General features: G+C 41.3%; 19 protein-coding genes. 1 reads left to right on the top strand and 18 read right to left on the bottom strand.

From position 1 onward, the window contains the following. Positions 1-36: 36 nt before the first annotated feature. From OCV30_RS06720 to OCV30_RS06680, 9 genes are all read right to left on the bottom strand, one after another. Complete coding sequence (locus tag OCV30_RS06720) at positions 37-510, bottom strand: response regulator (protein WP_017062404.1); 474 nt, start codon at positions 508-510, stop codon at positions 37-39. After that, a complete protein-coding gene (locus tag OCV30_RS06715) occupies positions 497-1,870 on the bottom strand; it encodes an ATP-binding protein (protein ID WP_065679878.1) in 1,374 nt (457 codons plus the stop codon). Before OCV30_RS06715 ends, OCV30_RS06720 begins: the two co-directional genes overlap by 14 nt. Before the next feature lie 6 nt (positions 1,871-1,876). Further along, positions 1,877-3,295 (bottom strand): SLC13 family permease, encoded by a 1,419-nt coding sequence (locus OCV30_RS06710; RefSeq protein WP_065606706.1) that lies wholly within the window; start codon positions 3,293-3,295, stop codon positions 1,877-1,879. 294 nt (positions 3,296-3,589) lie between these two features. Next, positions 3,590-3,970, bottom strand: coding sequence for an MmcQ/YjbR family DNA-binding protein (locus tag OCV30_RS06705; RefSeq protein WP_065679879.1), 381 nt, complete (start codon positions 3,968-3,970; stop codon positions 3,590-3,592). A gap of 29 nt (positions 3,971-3,999) precedes the next feature. After that, positions 4,000-4,476, bottom strand: a complete 477-nt coding sequence (locus OCV30_RS06700; RefSeq protein WP_065679880.1) for a MazG-related protein — start codon at positions 4,474-4,476, stop codon at positions 4,000-4,002. A 553-nt stretch (positions 4,477-5,029) separates the two neighbouring features. Continuing rightward, positions 5,030-8,650, bottom strand: coding sequence for a YobI family P-loop NTPase (locus OCV30_RS06695; protein ID WP_065679881.1), 3,621 nt, complete (start codon positions 8,648-8,650; stop codon positions 5,030-5,032). A gap of 447 nt (positions 8,651-9,097) precedes the next feature. Beyond that, a complete protein-coding gene (locus OCV30_RS06690) occupies positions 9,098-9,514 on the bottom strand; it encodes a GFA family protein (protein WP_017102639.1) in 417 nt (138 codons plus the stop codon). A 137-nt stretch (positions 9,515-9,651) separates the two neighbouring features. Beyond that, positions 9,652-10,290 carry a LysE family translocator gene (locus tag OCV30_RS06685; protein ID WP_065679882.1) on the bottom strand — a complete coding sequence of 213 codons (639 nt, stop codon included), beginning with the start codon at positions 10,288-10,290 and terminating at the stop codon, positions 9,652-9,654. Continuing rightward, complete coding sequence (locus OCV30_RS06680) at positions 10,287-11,408, bottom strand: serine hydroxymethyltransferase (RefSeq protein WP_244499054.1); 1,122 nt, start codon at positions 11,406-11,408, stop codon at positions 10,287-10,289. Before OCV30_RS06680 ends, OCV30_RS06685 begins: the two co-directional genes overlap by 4 nt. Positions 11,409-11,519: 111 nt before the next feature. On the opposite strand from OCV30_RS06680, the gene OCV30_RS06675 reads away from it, so the two are divergent. Beyond that, entirely contained in the window at positions 11,520-12,440 is a 921-nt protein-coding gene (locus OCV30_RS06675) for an IS5 family transposase (RefSeq protein ID WP_065680243.1), read from the top strand. Positions 12,441-12,691: 251 nt separating this feature from the next. On the opposite strand, the gene OCV30_RS06670 is transcribed toward OCV30_RS06675, so the two are convergent. From OCV30_RS06670 to OCV30_RS06630, 9 genes are all read right to left on the bottom strand, one after another. Further along, positions 12,692-13,693, bottom strand: coding sequence for a phytanoyl-CoA dioxygenase family protein (locus tag OCV30_RS06670; protein WP_065679452.1), 1,002 nt, complete (start codon positions 13,691-13,693; stop codon positions 12,692-12,694). Between the two features lie 142 nt (positions 13,694-13,835). After that, the gene (locus tag OCV30_RS06665; RefSeq protein ID WP_065679453.1) at positions 13,836-15,380 is read right to left on the bottom strand and encodes a replication endonuclease; all 1,545 of its coding nucleotides are present in this window, start codon (positions 15,378-15,380) and stop codon (positions 13,836-13,838) included. 240 nt (positions 15,381-15,620) lie between these two features. Next, entirely contained in the window at positions 15,621-15,863 is a 243-nt protein-coding gene (locus tag OCV30_RS06660; RefSeq protein WP_065679455.1) for a helix-turn-helix transcriptional regulator, read from the bottom strand. A 320-nt stretch (positions 15,864-16,183) separates the two neighbouring features. Further along, entirely contained in the window at positions 16,184-17,392 is a 1,209-nt protein-coding gene (locus OCV30_RS06655; RefSeq protein ID WP_065679456.1) for a site-specific integrase, read from the bottom strand. Between the two features lie 155 nt (positions 17,393-17,547). Beyond that, on the bottom strand, positions 17,548-17,916 hold the full coding sequence (locus OCV30_RS06650) for a GNAT family N-acetyltransferase (protein WP_244499041.1): 369 nt from the start codon (positions 17,914-17,916) through the stop codon (positions 17,548-17,550). Positions 17,917-18,057: 141 nt separating this feature from the next. Continuing rightward, positions 18,058-19,422, bottom strand: a complete 1,365-nt coding sequence (locus OCV30_RS06645) for an McrC family protein (protein ID WP_065679457.1) — start codon at positions 19,420-19,422, stop codon at positions 18,058-18,060. After that, positions 19,419-21,374: an AAA family ATPase gene (locus OCV30_RS06640; RefSeq protein ID WP_065679458.1), complete on the bottom strand. Its 1,956-nt coding sequence runs from the start codon at positions 21,372-21,374 to the stop codon at positions 19,419-19,421. The genes OCV30_RS06645 and OCV30_RS06640 overlap by 4 nt, the downstream gene beginning before the upstream one ends. 63 nt (positions 21,375-21,437) lie before the next feature. Next, positions 21,438-22,955: a restriction endonuclease subunit S gene (locus tag OCV30_RS06635; RefSeq protein ID WP_065679459.1), complete on the bottom strand. Its 1,518-nt coding sequence runs from the start codon at positions 22,953-22,955 to the stop codon at positions 21,438-21,440. Further along, positions 22,955-24,607 (bottom strand): N-6 DNA methylase, encoded by a 1,653-nt coding sequence (locus OCV30_RS06630; protein ID WP_065679460.1) that lies wholly within the window; start codon positions 24,605-24,607, stop codon positions 22,955-22,957. Before OCV30_RS06630 ends, OCV30_RS06635 begins: the two co-directional genes overlap by 1 nt. Between the last annotated feature and the right edge of the window lie 117 nt (positions 24,608-24,724).

Raw genomic sequence — 24,724 nt, 5'->3', positions numbered from 1 at the left:
ACATAGATGACTAGCGCAAGAACCTAACGTAAATGGCTAACGTAAGCGTCTCAATACAACCTGCTGGTCAAGCTCATTCTGATAGTCCGTGTAATCAAGCCCTTGATCAAATATGTACTCAGTGACAAGAGTGCGAATACATTCAACTAACGTGCTTGCTTGCCAAGGCTTTTCAAAGTAACGGTCGATGCCTGCTGCATTAATCGCATTGATGGTATCGGTGTGAGTGGCCTGCCCCGTAAGAAGAATTTTCTTTGTATTCGGAAAGCGGCTGTCATGGAACACTTCAGTGAGTAACTCCACACCCGTTTTCCCTGGCATCACATGATCAGACACGATGACGGTAATGTGTTCGCCTTCTGCGTCAAGTTCATCAATGAGATCAAGCACTTCTTGTGCTGATTCACAATCTTCAATATTCAGCCAACTCGCCAGCGGCTCTAAATCTTGTACCACTGCGCTCAGTACTTCTCTCTGGTCATCGACACAGATTAAATTAAGCTTCTCCATGTTCACCCTCTACTGGTAACTTGATTCTAAATACAGTTTTAGAAGCATCACTTTTCACAATGATACTTCCGCCATAACCCGCCACAATCCGCTTAACGATTGATAAACCCAAGCCCAACCCAAACGATAAACCACCCTTTTTAGTGGTGAAGTTGGGCTGAAATACCTTTCTACGAGTCGCCTCGTCTATCTCAGGGCCGTTATTCGTGATCGTAACTAATATTCTTTTCTTACTTAATCTGGTTTGAATTTCTATTGCAGCATCGTCTGAATTCGACATTGCATCGCAAGCATTCTTTACAATGTTGACCCAAATCTGAACGAGCTCTGTTTTCGAGCCTTTAAAAGTCGGCAAATCCGCAGGGCTCAATCGCACAGAAACTCTACGTAACTCACTTTGTAACAACGATAAGGCATGGTTAATGGAGTCGTTAATATCAACCGCTTCTTCGGTGTCGATATCAATTCTGCCAAGTTGTTTAACCGATTTTACGATGCCAACGGTGTGTCTAGATGCCAAGCGTAAATCATGTAAATCACAGCCCATCTGCCAAAAGCGAATCGCTTCTTCTGGGTTTTTCAGCCAATGTTTTGAAATAACGTCTGTTGCAGATAAAGCCTCTGTTGTAGATAAAGCGTCAATTGGAATCGCCTTTGCAAGAGAGCGAGCAATGTTTTTGTCTAAACCATATTTTCTTTCAAATTGTCGCCCACGTGTTCGTGCTTCTGACGACGACGTTTTCTGTCCATGCATTAACCCAAAATCGAAAAATTGACTGGCTTCTGGATGCACTTCTTCAAGTAGATCCATGATGACCGTTTCAAGTCGACCAGATTTACTATTTACTACACCAATAGCGTTGTTAAGCTCATGGGCAATCCCTGCAGCCAATTGACCCAAGGTCGTCATTTGCTCTGCAGTATGTAACTTCTCTAGCGCTTTTTGTTTCGCTATCGCTTCTTGTGTTGCGCGGCGTTGACGACGCGACAACTCATTGACAATCACAGGTGTGAACTGTGCGGTAAGAGGGCCAAATTTCCGTTCATCTTCTGCAGGCGTGTCTTTGTCGATCCACGCTAACTCAACATCGGTTTTAGCAACAACCGTTGAAGATGCTGTCCAATTACCTGAAAAGAAGCTATGAACACCTATAAAAGCCCCACTACCCGCGCTAAACACTCGCACTTGCGGTGTATTCGCTTCGGTATAAAAACCTTCCAGTTCTCCACTAAACACATAATATAAACGAGTGTTTAACGCTGATTGTTCAATAATGGTGTTACCGGCACGGCACGTCACCCGACGTTCTGTCTGATTAAAATAACGCTCGATAAGTGCTTCTAGCTTTTGTTGATACACGTATCGTTATCCTATGTGACCAATTGAATGTAGCAGCCACACCATAACAAAACTCAGTAGCACACCAACCACACCCAAAATAATACCGATTCTGGCCATTTGATTACTTTGCACATGACCCGTGGCATGAGCCAACGCATTCGGTGGCGTACTGATTGGCAGCGACATACCTAATGAAGCGGCAAAAGTCACAACCAGAATTAACGTTAACTCACCGCCTAGTGGCGTGAGTGAAGCCATAGACGAACCCAATGCAGCCATAATTGGCATTAACAAGTTAGCCGTTGCGGTATGAGACATAAAGTTTGCCATTACCAAACACAAGAACGCCGCTCCGAACAACACCACATAGGGTGAGTAAGCATCAAACGGAATGCTGTGTACCACGAGCCTTGCTAAGCCAGTTTTATCGAGAGCTAAACCAAGCGCAATACCACCTGATACAAGCCACAGTACGTCCCAAGAAATCTTTTTCAGATCTTCTTTATTGATGATCCCTGTGAGTGAGAACACAGCGACAGGAATCAGAGCGACGGTATAAGAGTTCATGCCATGGCTTGAGCCCATTAACCAAAGAATGATGGTCAGCGCAAAAGTGACGTATACCGCAATGGCTTTGGGCGTTTTAAGGAATTTACCTTTGATGCTTAGCTCGATTTTCTTTTGGTCAGCTTTGTACATAAAGCCTATTAAAAACCACGCTAACGCCATCATAATCACGACAAACGGCACACCAAACGCCATCCATTCACCGAACGTAATGAGGTTATCGCCAACTAAATATTTAAGGGCGATAGCGTTCGGCGGGGTACCGATCGGGGTACCAATGCCACCGATGTTAGCGGCAACAGGGATACAAAGCGCAAACGCTATCCGACCGGGGTCTTTCGGTCCAAACACAGCCAGTACCGGCGTTAAAATAGAGAGCATCATTGCCGTTGTTGCTGTGTTAGACATAAACATCGAAAAGATACCAGTGATCAACATTAAGCCGAGCATCACAAACTTTGGATCTTGTCCAAATGGCTTCAATAATACACGGGCTAAGTTTACGTCTAATCGATACTTAGTGGCGGCCATCGCTAAGAAAAAACCACCTAAAAACAGCATGATGATTGGGCTGGCGAATGTCGCCATGATGTCGCTGTATTTTAACAACTCACCAAAATGTTCCTGCCCATGCTCAAACCTTAAAAAGATCAGCCCTTTATCCGACAACATCAATAATTGCAGAACGATAATAACAACAGACGTCGCGTAGATCGGGATGGGCTCGAACACCCAGCACAATGCCGCTAATAAAAAGATCGCAATAACGCGTTGTTGAATAATCGTAAGGCCTTCAAATGGAAACGCTGATAGCGGCATGACGAGGATAATGAAAGGAATTAAAATAGGGATGATGTATTTAATATAGGGGCGCATAGCACAAAAACTCTTCCTGAGATAACAACTACTTAAAAATTAGATTTAAAGTTCTAATTTAGTCCGACAACGAATTATCGACCTCTTATCACTATCTCACTATCGGCTAGATCAATGATTCCGTAATCGCGATATCCCCTTTTTCGATTCTGTGCACTACCTCTACGTTTGTATATGATTTACTGTTGCAATACAACTTGATCAATCTCATCGTCAGGATCTTCCAAAGGGCTATTGGCCTGTCGATAAAGATTAAAAAGTATTACGTCAACTGCGAAATCTGCCTTGAAGCATTTACGTGCGTGGTTCAGATAGGTGTTCTATGCCCAACTCTCGTTGTTTACGTTTACTTAAACCACTAGCAACAATACGATAAGACTCAGACAAGTAATACTTTAGGTCATCGTCTAATTGACCGGAAGTTTCAACTTGCTGTATCCATTTCATCCCACGGTTAGCAAAGTACGGAGCCGGTTTATAACCCTCACATTCACTGAGAAAATCATAATTTAAGTTGGATGTCTTAAAAGTGAATGCCGCTTTTTTGCCATCACTCCAACCGCCAATGGCAAAGACTTTACCACCCACCTTCCAGACATCTGAATTGCCCCATTGAACGACATGACTCGTCCCAGTAAATGTCCCGCAAAAATGGTTAAACTCATCGTAATTCATACTCATTTCCTTATGCACACAACCTCGGATTAAATGGCTAACGTCAGTTCTTGTATGTCAATTAGATCGACTTCCCTACCTAATATTCGCTTGTACTCTACTAAATGATGAACTGGGATTACTGGCAATTCGATACCGAGATAGCTTTTAATGACTGACTCTGAAAAATCGATTTCGAGTTGATGCCAAGCCCCATCTAGAGCCGACTGTATCTTCGTATTATGAGATAAACCAATTTCAATTTTTTGGTCTTGGTAAACTAACTGGAAATACTCGAGATCCCAACCGTATTCTGCATAGTGAATTAACGGCTTAGATATGAATTGCGATACGCGAGCCAAAACCTTGTTTGCGTCAAAGTTGTGGATATAAAGGTCTATGTCTGCGATTTCACGACTACCACCATGTATCGTTGCAGCTAGCCCTCCGACAATTTGGTACTCAACACCCTCGGCATCCAAGAGCTCTTTGAGCCACTTCAGAGCTACTTTCACTTTTTCACTCATCTAATTCCCTTAGCTGAATTTTCCCTATACCAAAACATCTAATTGAGCAGCAATCATCAGTTATAGATGCCGTGTACGTTTGTTATGCCGCTATTTCAACTTAAATGGCTCTTTGAATATTCAAACAACTTGAAATCATCTGATTGGTCTGGCTGAACTTCACCGACTTTGATATAGCCTAACTTTTCGTAGAAATGGTGGTTTCTGTATGACTGTTAAGGGGGAATTAAAAAGTTAAATATCACTTTTATTTCAGTTGCTTAATAAAAAATCAAATCTAAAAATATATTTTATATAGCAAATATGTAGCTTTATGGCTCTACAGACTTGAACTTCCCACAAACTGTTTCTGCCACATTTCTGTATTAGTGACTTTGCTAAATTAGAAATTAATGGGTAAGCACAGGTATGGAAACTCATTGATTTAGTGTCCAGCGTGAATGGAAAAGATCAAAAATGATAATAGGTAACCATGAGTATTGTTACATCTCGCCTATAACTCTGTCTCCAAACAATTGCCTAGAGCACGTACCAATGCGCTTCAAAAATCAATTTAACGCCTGAAGAGATTCACCTTAATTTTATTATCAAATATTGTATCCTTTTTCCAAGTTGAAATAATTCTCCTAGATTCAAGCCATCTAACTAACTCTTGATTCTGTTGGTTGTCTATCAGTCGCGGCGAGCTATACCCAGTTTTTATTTCACAATATGGATCTGGAAGTTTTGTCAATATGTAACGAACGTCATCATCTGAAACCAGAGTATGGTATTTGTTTAACATCAATATCTGGGTTTCAATAGGCGAGGCGTTGATTATTAAATCACGTGCCGAATCTTCATTGACATTTTTTGGATTTGAATCACTTTCAGCGATTATATTAGCTATTAGAGCAGATCGTGAGCGGTTGTCAAAAAGAGAGGATAAATCCATCTGCTCTATGACTTTCAACTTTGATGTAATGGGAATTTCCGTTTCGAGTAGACTTTCTAAGTAATCATCATTCAGCAAAAACTCATCATTTTCTGCTAGATATTCATCGATGTAAGATGCTATAAAATGGATTTGTAGCTCTCTGTGCTCATAAATTGAATCAAAATTATCTTCTGAGAACTTAACTTTCTTCTGATCTATCAATATCCTAATCTTTCCAGGCTCGAGGCTACTTGGAAATGTTTTATAGATACTAGGTAAAACCTGAATATAATCGCTATAACTTGCATTTGTAAGCGAGTTCGCCTTAAGAATGAATGAGCGCAGGCTTTGCGATTCTTCATCACGTGGGATGGGTTGCTTCAGAATGACAGTACGAACATCATCTCTATCTAGAAATGTCGTTAGGGCATCTTCTGAAAAAACCGGACTTTCCATGAAAGAAAGGCAATTTTTCCAGCTTGGTTGTATTTTGTTCGATTCGAATAGAGGACAGTACATCCTTTCTGGGATGTGGTCTAGAGTCTGTAATTTGGTTGCCTGCTGTTCGATGAAGGCCCTAAGCACACTTAGCTCAAGGTCATCATGAGTAAGAACACTTTGAATGGCCGAAGAATCTTCTTCCGTGTTAGTTTTGAGAGGCAAAAGGATGTCTTGTAAATAGTAAGCAAAGTTCTCCTCAATCTTTTGATTCAGGACTTTGTTTTCTGTTGCTCGTATTGCTGTGTAGTTGTTTTTATATAGAGATTCACGATCATCAAAGATAAGAATTACTTCAAAAATGAACTCTATGTTTTCCATCGTAAGCGCGAAAAGACCTTCCTCGAATAATGCATTAACTATGTCGGAGTGCTGATGGATCGTCGAAAGCTCTTTGACTTCAAAGTTTAAGCATGTGAGACGTTCCGGCTCTAGTTCAGGTAAATTCAACAAAATTTCAGATAGGTTGTTTGACACAAATACAGGTAATTCTTCGAAATCCCTAGAATGCGACCTAAGCGTTGTTGTCGGTATATTCGATATCAGTTTCATTACATGCTCTTTGCTATTGGGACTTGAGAGCATAGCTGGTATCAAGCGACCCCACTTAGTCGCTAACTCAGTAAGAAGTTGCTTAACGTAAATCCCACTAGAGTAATAGGTATCTAGGAACTCTTCACAACGTTCAAAATCTGACATAACATGATCTAACAGCTTCTGAACTTGACTTTGGTAGCGAATCAGATTGCTCAAAAAGCTATCTACGAGCACAACATTTAAGACATAGCTTTGTTGAAAATCTTCGCTTCTCATCGCAGCTATGACTTCATGTGGATTGTCTATAAGGAAATCTGGTTCAGGCGTTATAAATGCACGTATTTGAATAAGAAACTTATTGTCATTTGGAGACATTCGCCCTGAATGAAAAAGTGATGTGTATTGATAGTACGTATCATCCAAGTAGCCCTCTAGTATTAAAAACCGTGCTAGTTCCCCGTTGTCGCCGAAGCCTTCGAACAAGTCTTGTTCGTGATCAAAGTCGACACGTAGTAACTCGTTGAGTTTAGCTGTACGAATTGAAGCAATCTTTGGTCGCAAGTCGCGAATTTTACTTAGAATTTTGGTTTTGTTCTCTTCTGCCTTAGCCTCTATTTCTTCTCTACGTTGTTGATAGCTCTTTATAGAGTTTACTTCATTCTGTAGGTTACTCACATTTATTGACGGTACGTAGTTATTATTCGAAGATTTGTAGTAAATAACCTTTGATTCAATAAACTCATCAAAGTTCTCACTCGAAGATAAATTAAAAACTTCAACGAACTGTGCATAGTTTTGATTGACATTTATAGATAATGTATTGGATGGTAGCTTTTCTAATAAAGCCATAGCATATATATTACGTAGTTCTTTTAGATCTCCGGGAACTTGACGCTCTCCTGCTTCAAGCGTCTTTTCAAGTCGCATAATTTCATTTCTATGTTTTCTTTCTCCATCTTCAACTAGCTTGTCTCGGAGGTCTAGTATTTTGGCTAAAGTGCCCAAGCCACGGTGGAGTTGCTCAAAGTCTTTTGGGTAGACATTTTTGTATATCAAAACTGCTAAGAGCTTATTAGTATCGAGAAGGTTTTCACCGTCAGTTTCTAAATTAGCTACATAAATTTTGTATTCATTGAAGATATTTTGAATCAATCGTAGGTCATTTAGATACCGAGATACTTCACGAAGAAACTGTCTATCGAGACCTACATCAAGTGATAATCGCTGCCCTTGAGCTAGAACCATGTCTATAGAGTTAGATGTATTAATGATTGGGATAACAGGTATAATAAACTCAAAAAACTTAGTCCGCTCAGTGCTGACGAACATATCGTCTCGTAGTGCATAGAGAAACCTAATGTGCCTTTTAACTCCCGAGTTGGCATTTACTAAGCTATTTATTTCACGTAAGGTTACAAAAATATCAGCATTGTTAAATCGGTCAAGGTCCTCGATAATAACCAGATCGTAATTGGTTCTTTGAAAGAAATATATTATCTCATCAAGGTGCCTGTTCAATATTGAGGTTTCGTCATCATTTGCTGGTTTTATTTCGACATCTTTTAGTGAAATACCTTTGAGTGATAAACCAAAACTCGCGACATAAAAATGGTGTAATACTACCCATGCAAATACGATTGAAAAAGAAAAAACGCCTAAGTTAAACCAATTTTCAAGAGAAAATGGAGTAAAGTAATCACCATTGACTATGTTTTCTTGAAAATTAAAGACATACGTAACCGATAGGATACCAAGCGTGATGAATAGAGATTTAATAATTGAAGTTACATCAGGAGATTGTATCCTCTTAAATCTAGATAATGGAAGTTTATTTGCATCAGCACCATAGAGCATTTGTTGTAGAATACTTCTCTCGATCTCCTGACGGTTTGCACTAACTCCTTTTTCATCAGTTTCAGAAATAAAAGTCGCTAGTGATATCTGTAGTGCATCTCGCTTATATCTTTTAAGAAATGATTGGATTATGCTACTTTTTCCCGAGCCGTAGGGGCCTGTTATGGCGATATTGAAGACTTTCGGACTATTCATTGCGAACTCTATCGCTTCTGCGTATATCCCTTTTTCATCTGCCTCATCTGTTGGAGCAAGATCTACAAATTTCGAGCGTTGAGTTGGGCTATTTTGTCTTCTTTCGAGCAACAAGATGACGCGATTAAGTCCATCAGAAAGTCGACGTATTAGAGAAGTGATCAGTTTTGTCATATGATGCAGCACTTTATGAATGATTGATATCGTATCCCAAATGATATCTATAGCATATAGCCAACACAAAATCACATAGATTTTATGCTATACAACAGTAACTTATCTATGAATTGAGCATTAAACTACAGCTATCTACTATTTTAGTTCTTGTGAGCTTTTGACTTTATCAGCCGCAATTCATAGCTAGCTTCTAAAATGTAGTAGATGAGCAAATTGAGTTACATAACTAAAGCTTCGCCATAAGGAAAAGTAAGTCAAACATTAAACTGAATGTCGTACAAAAAACAAACCTAAGAAACAAAAGGGCACTTTCGAGTTAGAAAGTGCCACAGATAAAGATTCAACCTATGAAAGTTCTGGCCAAAAGTAAGTTAATTCAATGAAACTCCCTAAACCTCAATAGATTAGAATAAGTATTTTAATATCTTAAACACTTGCTCACCGCTAGCCCGGCTGCTCAGGGAAAACCTTTACATTAGTTGGTATTTGGTACCAATCTAGTTTTTCACTAACCCAAACATGTGCTTGAGGTTCGAAAATATCAGCTGCCGACATATCAGTTGGTTTTAGCTTTAATTTAACCGTTTGCGGTGCATCTGGATTGAAATGGTAAATTCTGTTTCCACAATTTGGACAGAACATCGCGCAATTACGATTGCCACTATCAGCTAAACGTTCCCAAGTTTTCAGTTGACCAGAAAACTCTATTTTCTCGGCATCGACAACTGCTGTAATGCTAAATGGGCTGGTAGACAGTTTTTGGCACTCTGTACAGTGACAAGCAAAGACCATTAGTGGTTTTTCATACAAGTCATAGGTCACTTGCCCGCACTGACATGCTCCTATAAGTGGATATTCCATTTATTACTCCTCCTCACAACATGAGTGGCAGCTAACTCCGAATTAAGTAACGAGTAACACTACCGTCTAACCTAAGTCATTGCATCGTAAACATAAAGCTCAACTTGAATTAAAAATCCGAGAAGTATGTCCCTCCCCTAATTGTACGAGGAGTTTACCAAGACCATAACACCTAACAGTATAAAAATACTACCAGACCACCTTGAGAAAAAATCAACCCAATTACTTCTTGCTTGAAACTTTTTCTGTAGATGACTCGCCATCAAAACACTTAACAGATCAGCACTACTAAACAATAAATTCGTAACAACTCCCAAAATAAGCAGTTGGAGCCAAACAGCAACACTTCCTGCTTCATTCACAAACTGTGGGAGAAAAGCAAGATAGAAAATTGCTGCTTTAGGGTTCAGAATATCTACAATGACACTATCAATAAACGTTCTTTTAGGAGAGGTAAGACTGCTTTCGCAAGAAGTAATACGTAATTTTTTTGATAGATAGATACGTTGGAAACCCAACCAAACAAGATAGAGAGCTCCTAGCTTTTGAATGGCAGAATAGAGAGAAGGATTAGCTAAAAGCACAGAAGACAAACCTAATACAGCTAAAATTACATGAAAATAACCTCCTATATGAAGGCCAAAAGCCGCCATAATTCCTACTTTCTTCCCTCCTGACACAGCTTGAGCAATACTGTAAAGCATTGCAGGACCGGGCATAAACGCATATAGCAATGTAACAAATAAGTAGGTAAACAGTTCTGTAATTGAAATCATCGTCCACCCTCCAAGCTATATTTAAAGCCAGAAAATGTTGAGGCTAACTCACTTACTACATTACGCGCCTCCTTCAAATTGTAATTACCTTGTAGAACGCCTGCGATTACCTCAGCTAAAACAACTATTTGACTTTGTGTAATCCCTAATCGAGTAATTTCTGTTGCACCAAAACGTATCCCAGATAACAACTCTCTATCTTCAGGAAGTGGGACTGCATTAGCAAAAACCCCAACATCAGCTAAACGGTAGCATGCTAAACGCGCACCTTCTTCTCGAGTCCATTTCACAACAACTTGATGAGTTTCAGTAAAGCCTTCATCAGAACAGAGCACCTCCAACCCGTGCGCCTGTAAATTACTAGCAAGTTGCCTTGCATTAAGTATCCCTTGAGCCATATATTCAAGGCCATATTCCTTTAATTCTAAGCATGAGACCGTCAGGGCAGCAATTCGATTAAGTTGATGTGAACCAGTTAGCTTTGGGAATATAGTCGTGCTAATTGGAGAAGAAAACTTTTCCGAATTCCAACAAATTACTCCTCCCTGAGGGCCACTAAACGTCTTTCCTGTCGATGCAGTGTAGATATCAGCTCCCAAAGACAGAGGGTTTGGATAAACTCCACCAGCAATTAACCCTGCTTGGTGTGAGCCATCAAAAAGTAACATCCCTCCCCAACGAGAAATAATGTCTTTTATCTCTTTTACAGGAAAGGGAAAAAGGTTGAGACCTGATCCTAAACTCACTAATTTCGGTTGTCTAAACTTAGCCATGTATTCAAAGGCGTTTAAGTCAATTTCGAGGGTATTCGGATCCACAGGAAGATCTGAAATGGAATAGTTCAAGATCCCCGGGGGGCCTAAACTATGGTTACTTGAGTTACCACCATAAAATGTATTGAGGGTGGACATATCTGATACGTTGAAATGGTTTTTGAGAACTGCATAGACAACCGTATTAGCATGAAGCCCTCCTAAAAGCCTAGGGTCTGCATGATTGCATTCAAATAATTCCTTAAGTAATACTATGCAAAGTGCCTCTATTTCATCAGCTTGATCAAGCCCCGTAAAAAAGCGGTTATTTCGTCCAATAGAACCGCCTGAGGCTCTAGACCCCAAGTCACAACTTAGTAGTCCCCGAGCTTGTAAACGGCTTTGTTGCGTAATTCAGTGGAACTAAATCCAGAACCTACGATCTGATCAGCTACATTCACTCCCTCTCGTAGCCCTATGCCTAAACCTCGTTATAAAACAACCAACTGGAAGCAATACAATCAATCACTCATTAACCGTGGCTCTCTGACCTTTTGGATTGATGAAGAGGCGATAAGCGGCTGGGCGCAAAGCAAACAGAATAAGCGCGGGAGGCCGCGTCGGTTCAGTGATTTAGCTATCACGACAGCACTCATGGTGAAACGAGTTTTTTCTATGCCATTGAGAGCGCTGCAAGGATTTATCGACTCGATATTTAGGTTAGCCCATGTACCGTTAAGTTGTCCGCATTACACCTGCATCAGTCGTAGAGCCAAGCAAGTTGAGGTTTCATTTAAGACTAAAACGAGAGGAGCGATACAGCACCTAGCTATTGATGCTACTGGCCTTAAGGTTTATGGCGAAGGTGAATGGAAAGTCAAAAAACATGGGACGGATGGCAAGCGTAGAGTCTGGCGAAAGCTTCATATTGCCGTCGATACCAACACTCATGAGATCATTGCCGCTGAGCTAAGTTTATCGACGGTTACAGATGGAGAAGTACTCCCGAACTTACTGAAACAAACACGCCGAAGTATCCTTGAGGTGTCTGGTGATGGCGCTTACGACACGAGAGCGTGTCACGCTGCTATTAAGATTAAGGGAGCTATTGCGCTTATTCCCCCAAGAGAAGGGGCAGCCTTCTGGGAGCGTGGTCACTCTCGAAATCTCGCCGTGGGTTGCCAGAAATTATACGGCTCAAATAAGTATTGGAAAGAGCGGTATGGATACCACAAACGTTCACTCTCAGAAACAGCGATGTATCGAGTTAAACAGTTGCTAGGAGGGAAACTGAGCTTAAGAAATTACAATGCCCAGGTGGGTGAAACTTACGCGATGATAAAAGCGTTGAACAAGCTTACTGGGTTAGGTATGCCTGAAACTTGTCGTATTGATTAAGAAATACGCGAAACGGGGTAGTTCTATCTTTAAATTTAATTACGCAACAAAGCCCTTGTAAACTCATAGGGCCTTCTGCTGCCACAAGGTTTATTCCTGTCTTCACTCTCACAGTCTCGTGTCGCTCTATTAAGGCTCTTAATTTTTGATAGAGCTCTTTAGAAGTCGAACACCCAAGTAAGGCAGAAGCATCATTCAGAATATTCATGTCATGCATTTGTTTGCTGATAATCACTTTCTAACCTCCCTTCTCACGTATAACTGTTACGTGCGTTAGACAGATCCTTACCACAGAGCAGTAAGCTCGAATGTCTTGTGATATCTATGTTTGAGCCATCAATAAAGTCGCCTAAATATCGAAATGGATAAATTTCCGTATCCGTTGCCGTTACTCTAAAATTAATGCCAAACCGGTCATTAGAAGATGTATTAGGAAGAGAACCATGCATGGTTCTTTCCGTGAAAATAACAAATTCCCCTTTTTTCATAGGGATCGTCACTATATCTTCTTCGCTCTCGTCTACACCCAATGTTTTTTTTGCAGGTAATTTTGCAAGTTCAGCTCTAACATAGGTTTTAACATCCTCGAATGATTTCCCACTAATTTGATAATTTTCAAAAAGCCCACTGGTATCAACGTCCAATACTAGTGTGTGATTATTCGCCCTTTCGACAACATCTTCGATTGTTTTACAGTCAATAAATGGATCATGCCAAAACTCAGATTCCGTCATTGGAACCATGGTTTTAGGATATTGTTTTTTATGTGAACCACGAATGAAACGCAACGGAGCGCAATCAAGCTCAACATCAGTAAGGGCTACCCAAACAGTTAAATTCCACCAACGATCCCGCCTTTCATGTTTAGGCCTTAAACTAGGCTTATTATTGCCAATTTCTTCACCATCAAATTCTCCCCACTCTTGGTGCCAACCTGTACCGTTTTCTCCAGATTTCTTGTGAAAAATTTTTGAGCGCCAAAGAGCTAAATCGTCTCCAATCAGAGTCTGTAGCTTTGGGATCAAAGCTGAATCTGTGAGCAACTCTTTAATTTTCGTCGATACTAAATGCCAATCCCGGACAGAATAACGACCATACAGGGGATGCGGCTCTGGGCTTTGAGCTATCTCCCTAACTTCCGTTAAAACATCTTGAATTAATTCGACATTTGCGAACCTCGGTAATGGTCCTAAATAACCATCTCGGCGAAAACACCTTATTTGCTCTCTCGTCAATCCTTTACTCGTTTCCATTAATTTGTTGCCTACCCTCTGATGTTAAACAAAGAGTGTCGAACGTATCAGTCTTTATCGAATGGCCTAAAATTAATAATTAATAATTTATATTTAGAGAAAAGCGTTAGTCCTCGCGTACACTTATTCACAGAACTCCAAGTTAAAAAGCATAACGGGGAGTTGATTCCAATCGCCACTGAAATGTTCGCGTGATGATTTCACGCCCCGCAATCATGACTCCTTTCAACACTCTCACCATTTCATTTTCGTCATATAAACTACTTTTGATTACTCCAGTAGTTAAATCAAAAGAAAGAGCGTAGTAAGGCTTACAGACCTGATTCTTACGCAGACTGAACACACCACCCATCATCTCAGTAAACCGCTTCCAATCACCTTTGTCCGCCGCTTTTAAAATCCCTTGAGCAAGTAACGGTAAACCTTGTCTTTCTTTTAGGCGTCTCAACTCACGCCACACTGTCACAGAACAGCCTCCCAGTTGTTGAAATTGACGTATGCCCCAACAGGCCGCCCACGCATCAACTCTGGCGGCCGCGTCTTGAGGGTCTTCTTCGTAAACACCTTTATCAAGATCAGTTCCATCAATGTTCTTTGAAATGTACTTAGCGATATAACCCGTAGCGGAGCCCTTTGATGGATCTATCTTGATTTCAGTAAATCGGTGCTCAGTCGCGCCTTTTTCTTTACTATCTTCTCGTAACGCATAGTCCTGCATTACCTCTATCATTTGACGATAAGATTCCGGCTCCACAAACAATAATAAATGCCAATGTGGCGTGCCGTCATGTTGTGGCTCTGCTACACGGAAACCGTAAAAACGGATCCCTAAACGATTCAGTTTTGAACGTATTAATTGCCAGACCTTATTTAAGTAAGAGTGACCGTCTAGCGGGGTAAAGCCTCCCCATTTTGGATTGGCATGACCCGAAGCTGAATAGCTTCGGTGATACTTCGAAGGGCAAGTAAGAGTTAGAAAAGTTGCTACATGGTTAAGTTCTTGAGCAAGGTCTTCAAATCCCCTTGCTCTAACCATTAATTCAGCTTTACGTATCTTCGGATCAGAGACACCCTTTTGTGCTAATTCAAGCAACGAAAAGCGTTGCCCTAGCTCATTAACAGCAACGGTATTTTCTAAATAAGCGTTCTGATAGGCTCTTTGGTTCCTTCTTGCGATTAATGTCGGATAGGAGCAATACAGGCTTGTTTTCTTATTGATTTGGTTAAGATGGTGCAAAACAGTTTCTATATTACGTCTTAACGCCTTTCTGAGCTTTCTAAGCCACCATTTGGGGTCACTGTAACGGGCGAGCTCACCGGAGTGTGAATACAAATCTGCTTTAACGGGAAGTCCTTGTTGCTTGACTAGCTGACGAATATAAACAAGGGAAACGGATTCATTCAAATGTTGGCGTCGTAATGCAAGCGTCGAGGCCGCTAAGCGTTTCGCTTTGACCCTTAACTCCTCTTCAGAAAGGTTGAGTCCCACTTTCTCCAACGGGACAGATAAATGATTCGAGAGTGTGTCCGACGTTACTCGCAAATAAGTATTTCGTTCAAACTTGGTTGGCTGACGACAATACTCATTGAGTAAGATCCGCTGAATTTCAAATGGAAACAATGCTAACCTTTTAGTGACAAAAACTCTGTCATCAGGGTCAACGCACGATAAATCTAACACATTCATACTCGCTCACTCCCTTTCTGAGTCAAGGAGAAAACATCCCAACGAAGTCCATAAGATTTGTTGCTCACATAAGTTATCAAACCGGCTTGGAAAAGCTTCTCTATACTCTCTTTAAAGAGGCGAATAGGCAGTCGGTGTTTTGGGATCACCTCGCCATTTCTCGGGCAATAATCTGAGCACACTTCAAATGTATGTCCTCTTTTCATCCAAGCCAAAAGGGTCAATTGTTCTTTGCTCAAATTAATCATGATATCCCCCTCTGTGAGAGAGTTGTTCGCATTTACTGTGACTCTCTAGCCACTGGTCTAAATCTTCTTTTAGATAGCGTACCGCTCGCCCTATCTTAATAAAAGGTGGGGCGTCTGTTCGATTCTTTCGATGTCCTTCCATTCTTGATTGGCGTAAAAACGAACGACTCATACCAATGTAAGTCGCAGTCTCTTGTTCGGTGTAAGCACGTTTTTGGGTTAATTCTGAATTCATCTCTTTATTCCTCTTAGTCGATTCGAGTTCATCTAAGCAGAAATAAATTCGCAGTGTTAGAGGGTTGTACCTATTAGGTTTAGAGTTATACCTATTAGGTTAAACGATGAAAAAACGCGCTCTCAAAGGGAGTCATTTCTCGGTTAGGTACGATATAAATAAAATCAATGGGTTAATAAAAGCTTAACCGAAAGTAACCATTACCAAATCATGCGGTAACAAATCATCAAAGCCCCGTGTTTATTGGTTTCATCGGGTTACCTAACCGAAAATAACAACATGGTAAAAGATCCAGATGGGAATAAGACGGGATACAGCTGCTAACCAATCAAATTGACCGCATTGGCTTGGTGCTCAGGCGCTAAATGCGCATACCTAAGGGTCATCTTTAAATCAGCATGGCCAAGTAGCTCACGAACGATGTTTAAATCCACTGCCGCCATAACAAGTTTACTGGCAAAATGGTGGCGCAAATCATGAAAGCGAAAATGTTGTATACCTGCTTCTTTTAATAATTGCTCCCACTGATATTGATAGGTTTCCAAAGGCCTATTATTGACAACAAAAACAAATTCCGTAGTTGGATTCTGCTCTCGCCAAACGTTAAGCATGTCAAAAACTGTATTATTCAGAGGGATCGTTCGTTTGTTTTTGGACTTCGCATTTTCAGAACGTACCGTTAGATAACGATCCTCCATATTGACGTGCTCCCAACATAAAGAAAGTAATTCACCTTTCCTCATACCAGTATTCATCGCCATTAAAACCAGTGGCTCTAGATAATCGATATAACGTACAGAAAACTGTGTCGACGCCCTTTCTCCAAAGCGCTTTTTGATATCATTTTTCAGACGCTCACTACGATGATGTAGAGTGTCCAATAGTGACTTTTCTTCTTGATAGGAAAGGTAACGAACTCTCTTATTATCTTCCCTAGTTATTTTTACATTATTCAGATTATGTGAATCAATAAAATTCCATTCAACGGCACGGTTGAAAACCGCTCTCAGGCGATTATAGGCGTACGAAACCGTTGCTGGAGCACGCCCTAAGTTCCTGCGTTCAGTAACCCATTGTTGAATATCCCACGCAGTGATCTCTGCTAAGGGTTTATTCGCCAGATGTTTAAAATTGTTTGTTATACACATAAACGACTGCTTAGCCGTCTTAGGGTTCATAGCTATTAGGTAGGACTCATAATGTTCATCGAGAAATTTTTTTAGGGTTAGGCTACTTCTTTGCTCTTGCCTTTTAGCTTCATATCGGGCCTCTTGCACATCTTCACCACTTGCAACTAAACCCACTTTCTCTTTAGCTAAGTCTCTTGCTTGCGCCGGAGTTAAAGCATTAGCAGAACCAAGGAGATAATTTCGCTGCTTCCCGTTGAGACGGAAGTACAGATAATACTTAATCGTACCTAAAGGAGAGATCCGAGCATGAAAGCCACTGATTTCAGTATCATTCAATCGCTTCTGTTCAACCTTGAGGTTCTTAATTGAATTAGCTGTGATTTTCTGCTTAATCGCCATAACACTCTTCCTTTGTGTAGCGGATATGTAGCAGAATAATTGTATATCGATAGACTAAAGCGAACGAGCATGAACAAACATAATTAATCTAAATTATTGTTGTATAAGGTATTGCTATTCATTGTTGTATACTGCTGTCTACAGAGGAATATTAGTCAATTCCACTGATAAGGGGTGAACAAAGTCCAGTTTGTGATATGCGAATACTGGTGTTCAATAAGGCTCATGGCTTGAGAGCCAATATGTTTATTTTGATACTGAACATCAATGTAGAAATATCGGATCTCAATACTGCTCTGCTCACCACACTCTACGCAAATTGCCCCAGCATAGTCGCTGTTGTACAGCACTTTATAAAAGTTGCCTTTACTAACCTCAGCTTGGAACCACTCTGTTGATTCTATGTTTGGCGGGAACGCACCGTATTTTTCCACATCGTCTGCAAATGCGCTGAGTGCCGACCTCTGCAACTGTTGGATATCGTCAGTGCTGGCAAGTTCAAGTTGGAGGGAGATATCCGGCATAATTGTCCTTAATTCATATACTTTCGACCAAGTGCCCATTTATGTAACGCATTGTACCAGCGCAACATTTTCCTTTAGCACATAGATATTATGGAAATATAAACCATTCACACTGCCAATAAAATCGCTAACTTAACATGATCAAGCATAGCTCTCATGCTTAAGCCTTTGTGCTAGCGAACCAATAAGCTCATTAGCTGTAGACTTAAATGCTTCTGGCCAAATAACACTATTCTCGTTTTCAGATTTTAAAGTAAACGGGACAACCCATAACCTAAGCTTAGGTGGCGATTCTTTATCAAAGTCAAAGCTGCACTCAACCGCCTTATCAAAACCATCATGAGCAGGATAAATCAAAAACAGATCCCCTTCTCCCCCTAGGTATTTATGGCCGTAGGCAAACATTTGATACATGTCAGACTGCGATATACCGTAATTAGAAGCGGTTAGGTTGATAAGCTTCCATTTGGTGTCTAAAATCACTTTCAAATTATCTGATTTGGTAAGCACTAAATCAGGGCGAAGTTGGAACTGACGATCACCATTGTGGTGAACCAAATATTCAGACTTAACTTGCGTGCTAAGAGTAACGCCATCAGCTAAGTTCCTGCGTAATATCGACGCGACGTAACTTTCAAACACCGACTCCATAGGGAAAAGTAAAGACTGCGCATTCGCCGTACCTTTCATGCTAAGAGGTGAAAAACCTTCAAGGATCAACCTAGCCCATGCAAGCGGTGACTGGTAATAGTCCATGCCTCTGTCTAGTTTTACACGCGCAAAATCTTGCTTCACATTGGTACTTGCGGGTATGTCATCAAACGCAAAATCCAGCTCTCGAAGTAACCTTTGGCTTTGGTTTCTTCGGGTGTACGCCGCTACTTTTTTTAAGGCGGCGCGTATTAACCGATTGGCAGGTCTGTCTTGCAAAAACTCATCAAACTCACAATAAAATTTGTGTTTGTTCACTGAATTATAGCGCACCTGTTTGGCCACCAATAACTTGCCTTTTTTAAAGCCTAAGTTGTCTTGCTGTTTTACGTAGTCACTGCGTAAACCGCGCTTCACCAATTGGTTAACACTGTGCAAAAACTGCTGAATAAACACTTCAAGCAGCGGCATTCTCAAGGTATCAACGTTAGCCGACTGAGTGGCAATATGCCTAAATTCACCGAGGTGTTTGAGCATCATCAGCAAGAGTTTTCGCGACTCGTCGATGGCCTCTGGTGAGTTATCTGTTTTTTTCGCTACTTTGGGTAATACTTCAATGTGTTCACCATTGGGCGTAAACAATACGCCCACGTAGTTTCTTACTTGCAGCAACTTGTCGCCGTAACGGCTGCACAGCTTTAAAAAACGCCCTACATTACCTTTGTTTTCATTTAAACAGAGCCGTTCTAAATATTGAAACGCATTGGCTGAAATAAGCGTGTAGTCATCATTTGCTTGCGCGGCTTGTTCATCGCACGTTAAGTAGCCAAATTCAAAAACAATGGAAGTGGTCATTTTTTATCGTTAACTTCTGATGATTCTGATCCAGTGCTATCGGTCTGAACATCACTGGTTTGGGTTGCTTTCACGCTTTTAGGGTTGTAAATACCAATATAAGCGTCAGCGTTTTTCCATACTTGGTTATCTTTCTCTTTTAATGAATACTGCTGATAGTCTTCACCAAATTGATCCAACGTATGTTTGTCGCCAAATAGCGCTTTTAGGCTGCTTTGATTCATCGATTTTTTAGTAACGAATTGCAAATCATCTGGTTTTTGATTGTCGGCTAACACTAGACGGATCTTGTCCCAGTCTTCAAAAAAGTATTCTTCTAGAAGTGGAATGATCTTATTCTGAAATGCTGAAACCAACTCAGAAAACGCCAAGTGTTTTTGCTCTTCATCTTCCAGCTTGTTTTTGACAGGCATAAAAAAGGCGTGACCAAGGGTGTGTTCTCGGTCGTATAAAATCTCGATACGTTCATTGATCACCTTAAGCAGTCGCTCAAGGTCAATACCATTGACAACAACACCATTCAGAAGCTCGGGCTTTGGCATCATTTCCACAAAGTCGAAACGACGGCGCAGTGCCGTATCCATCATGGCTAACGAGCGGTCAGCGGTATTCATGGTGCCGATTAGGTACAAGTTATCAGGTACTGAAAACAGAGGTTTACTATGAGGCAGCTTGATTTTAAGTGATTCATCTTCGCCTTTTTTATCAAACGACATCCGTTTACTTGGCTCTATAAGCGTAATGAGCTCACCAAATATCTTGGAGATATTGCCGCGGTTGATTTCGTCGATAACTAAAACATAGTTTCCTACTTCTCGTTCTGAGTTCACAGGGTTTACATCAATCCCTTGCTTCTTCAATAAGTCGAACACATCAGAAACGGAGAATCGCCAAAGTTCATAGAATGTTTTTTGTGTAAAGTTCACACCACCATTCAACTCATGAAAATCGACATCAATATCGGTTACAAGCCAATTCACTGGTAACTGATTACAGTAATGATCGTACTCTGAGGTACCTGCTTGTTCAAAATGGTAACCTCCAGTAATCACCCCTACCGCTTGAACAGTGCGTTGGCTACCAATACACAGAATTAGATCGCCTACCGACGCACGTTGAGAGAACTCGAACAGAGAGCTTTTCACTTGAGGGCCAAGCTTTTGATAATACTCATTGCTGCTATCTAAATCTTCAGAAAGGAGGTCTCCAGCCTCTCCCCAACCGATTGCTGCAAGACCATTAGCTAAACAATAGTCTGATACTTCACTTTGACCAGTACCATCGATTGAAATTTTCCATATTGTTGCATCAGCATTAACGTCAAACGCTTTTCTTAAGTCACTACTTTTTGCATCTTCAACTATTGCCTTAAACACACCATTTTCAACGACATATTCAATTGACTTTTCTTCCGTTGTTTTTGCTTTTAACCCCTCAACAAATTCTTCATAACCGTAGCTTTGGTGAAAGGTGACAAAGCGAATGCGTTTTTGTGCCACCAACGCATCGTATCTTTTTTTAAACTCAACTCGGCGATCATCTGTAGATAAACCATCAACGGACGATCCATCCCTAAAGCTAGGATCGATAGCCATAACTGCGGCTTCAATGGTGTGGTAGGTTTTTCCTGTACCCGGTGGGCCATAAAGGATTTGATTAAGTGAAAGTTCTGACACTGACTTACAATCAGTTTTGTACCTCACTTTTTGAGGTTTTGAAGAATTATCAATATCAACAAATTGACTCATGCTTCCTTCGTTTGTAAACTCGGAACTAATCCGACCCGCTATTTGAGTCAGACCACTGGAAGGCTTAGCATGTTTTTTAGCTTGTTCTTCTGCTGCTTCAACGAGATCTGGGAAATACTCTTGTACCAATTTTGCCCACTCATTAACTGTCACCCAGCCTTCGGCATGACTAAGCGCCTGCAAATATTTTTCGTATGTTTTCATTTGCCAACTCTGTTTATCAAATACAAAAAAGCACGCTATTCAGCGTGCTTATAAATTTATCAATTAGCCTTTAGCGGCCGCCTTTTCTGCTTTCTTCTTTGCCGCCTCAGCTTTTTTGGCCGCCTTCGCTAGGGCTTCGGCCTCTTTACGAGCCTCGGCAATGCGCTCTAGCAGTTTTTCGGCTGGCTCATCGTTTGGATCTTGATCCACCAGCTCACCTCGGAAGGCTTTTGCCAAGATGCTTTGGGTTAGGTTGTCTACCCTCACCTGCGCTTTTTTCACTTGCGCTTCAATGGTGTCAGCGAAAGTGAAATATTGGCCGACGAGACGAACGATTTCTTTTTGTTCATCTACTGGGGGCAATGCTATTGGTAGCTTTCTCAAAATACCTAAATTCAAGATCTCCATCGTCCCTCCATGACTAAAGCCCTTAAAAAACTGTTTTGCGACAGGGCTGTCTAGATATGCTTTCACATACTGACGTTGAATTGATTCATTTAAGCTCAGCTTTACTAACCGTGGGTTAATAATTCCTTGTTCTACTTTGTCACTCAGGATTAAAACTTTACCGATAGTTCCAACGAGACTTATAAGTATATCTCCAGATTTAACTGAACAAGCTTCTAACTGTGTATATTTATCTTCATTGATGTAATAAGACACTAATGTTTCATCACCGGCGATTACCTGCTCTTGACCATAAACCCTGTAACCAGAGTCCGTGCAGTCACTTTTCTTTAGAGCAGAGCCAAATGGTCCAGCTTTAAGAGCATTATTTACATTGGCTGATATTTGGTCGAAACAAACCCACGACCAACTATTTGGTAAACTGGTTTCTGGATAAGTTATCGGCTCGTGCTTACCGAAACTAGGCTTCAACTTCTTTGCTGCCTTAAGATCTTTCCTTTCAGACTCAATATCTGAGATCAATAAGTCTACACTTTGACCACGATTTACTTTTCGCCACTCTTCCGTCAACTTCCCCGACACCGCAGAAGCGAGTACCGATTGGCGGAAGCGTTTTAGTAAATCTGGGATACCATCTAGGCGGGCTTTGATGGTGTCCACCTGTGCCAATACCTCATTGAGCTTTTCAACAATGCGTTTTTGTTCGGCTAATGGGGGCAATACGATATTAAGCTCACGAAGCTTTTTTAGATAGATGCCTTTTTGCGCAGTGCCTTTTGCATTTTCAATAACTTGTTGTTGGAACTTCGGGCTCTCAATATTATATTTTAAGAAATATGGCGAAATTAAAGGTGCACCCAAGACCGCGACGCTTCGTTGTAAAGTAAACTTCTCTGATGTAGATACAACTGCTGCACGTCCCAATGCTCCAACAATAGTCAGCAACACATCCCCTTCAACTATTCTGGTACGCTTATCTTCGGTAATAAACTCATCTTCAGAAATCAACCGCGAACCCAAGTCAAAATGTAACTTCCCATCTTGAATATTCTTTGCACTAAACATCGGAAAACCCGAGTCTTTTGCTTTAGGTGGATTATGTGAACCGTCAGTCACTTTTGTACATAAATCCCCTAACGCAGTTTCAATCCACCCCTTCGGCAACTCTCTCATTACTCTGCCTCCGGCTTTTCTGCCAAGCCAAACGCTTCTTCAAGTAACTGTTTTTGCCCCTCTGCTTCGTCATTCGCGCCAAGTGCTTGCATCAGTTGGTAAATCTCTGACATAGCTTCTGTGAGCTCTGCCATCGCCTCACCTGCTAATACTTCTGGCTCTGGCAGGTTTTCTGCGCTGGTCGCTTCTAGGTCTTTAAGCCAAGAGATCTCTAGACTGTCACCTTTCTGATCACGAATGTATTCACGGCTGAATTTGCGGAAACGCGCGTTTTCGAGGCTATTTTCCTTGTGCGCTTTCTCGCTCAGGCTTTCTACTGTTTCGCCTTCTGCGTAGATTGCACCCAGAGTTTCATAAACGCCCTCTTCACGAGGTGACTGACCGTTTTTATCTGCGCCATAAACATTGATAAAGGCTTCAAAGTGTTTTTCTGTTAGCGGGCGGCGTTTACCAAAGGTGTTCATGTTGGTACGCATATCGAATACCCATGTTTCCTTGGTACAGCCTTTATCTTGGTTCTTGTTCTCTGGCGTGCCTTTTTGGAAAAAGAGTACGTTAGTCTTTACCCCTGCGGCGTAAAAAATACCAGTAGGCAAACGCAAGATGGTGTGCAAGTTACATTTGTCCATTAAATCACGACGAATATCGGTACCTTTACCGCCTTCGAATAACACGTTATCTGGGATTACCACCGCTGCACGGCCGCCTGGTTCTAGCGCATCATAGATATGTTGCATAAAACAGAGCTGTTTGTTACCCGTTGGGTGAACAAAGGTACGAGTGACATTGGTACTTGATGCGCTGCCAAACGGAGGGTTAGTCAAAATCACATTCGCTTGTGGAAGCGTTTCACCTGCACTGCCCAGCGTGTTGCCAAGGCGAATTGCGCCCTCTTCTGCATCGCCTTCAATATCGTGCAGTAGGCAGTTCATCAGAGCTAAACGGCGTGTTTCTGGCACTAATTCTAATCCAACGAAAGCTTGTTTCATTTGGAAATCTTGGTCGTCCTCATCCATGCGAATTTTTTCGCCATTGACGACCTTCCACTCTAAATCACCAGTGTGTGATTTGATGTATTTATCCGCTTCAATTAAGAAGCCTGCGGTACCAGCGGCTGGATCTTGAATCACTTCACGCGGCTGAGGCTGCATCACTTTGATGATGGTGCTAATCAGTGAACGTGGCGTAAAGTACTGGCCCGCACCCGATTTTGTCTCGTTCGCGTTCTTTTGTAGCAAGCCTTCATACATGTCACCAAAGTCATCACGTGATTTACCTTGCCCTTCACCATCAACAGAGTCGTCAAACCATTCTAGTTTGTCCATGTTATCCACCAACTCGGTCAATTGAGCAGGTTGAGTAATGGTGGTGTTTACGTTTTGGAAAATCGCACGAACAATGGCATGGTCATCAGCACCAAGCTGAACCAGCATGTTACGGTAGAACTGGTGCTGCTCTTGGCCTAGCTTGGCTTTTAGATCTGCCCAGCGAAACCCTTCTGGTAACAAGTCATCTTCTTGCCCTGTCTCTTCACACATTTTGAGAAACAGTAACGACGCCAACTCGTTTACGTAGTTTTGATAAGACACACCGCCATCACGTAGGTTGTCACACAGTTTCCACAGTTTGGCGACCAGATCATTATTGTTCATGCTTGTTCTCTTGTTTGTACTGACTCGTGCCAGATAGATAATTCGTTTAAGACAAGTGCTAGCCAGAGATTCCAGATAGTTCGTGCCTCACTTCTGGAATGACGATACGGCGGCCTG

Origin of the sequence: Vibrio atlanticus (assembly GCF_024347315.1) — a bacterium.
Classification (GTDB): domain Bacteria; phylum Pseudomonadota; class Gammaproteobacteria; order Enterobacterales; family Vibrionaceae; genus Vibrio; species Vibrio atlanticus.
The sequence above is the reverse complement of the archived record's forward strand: the minus strand, read 5'-3'. Positions and strand labels throughout refer to the sequence as shown.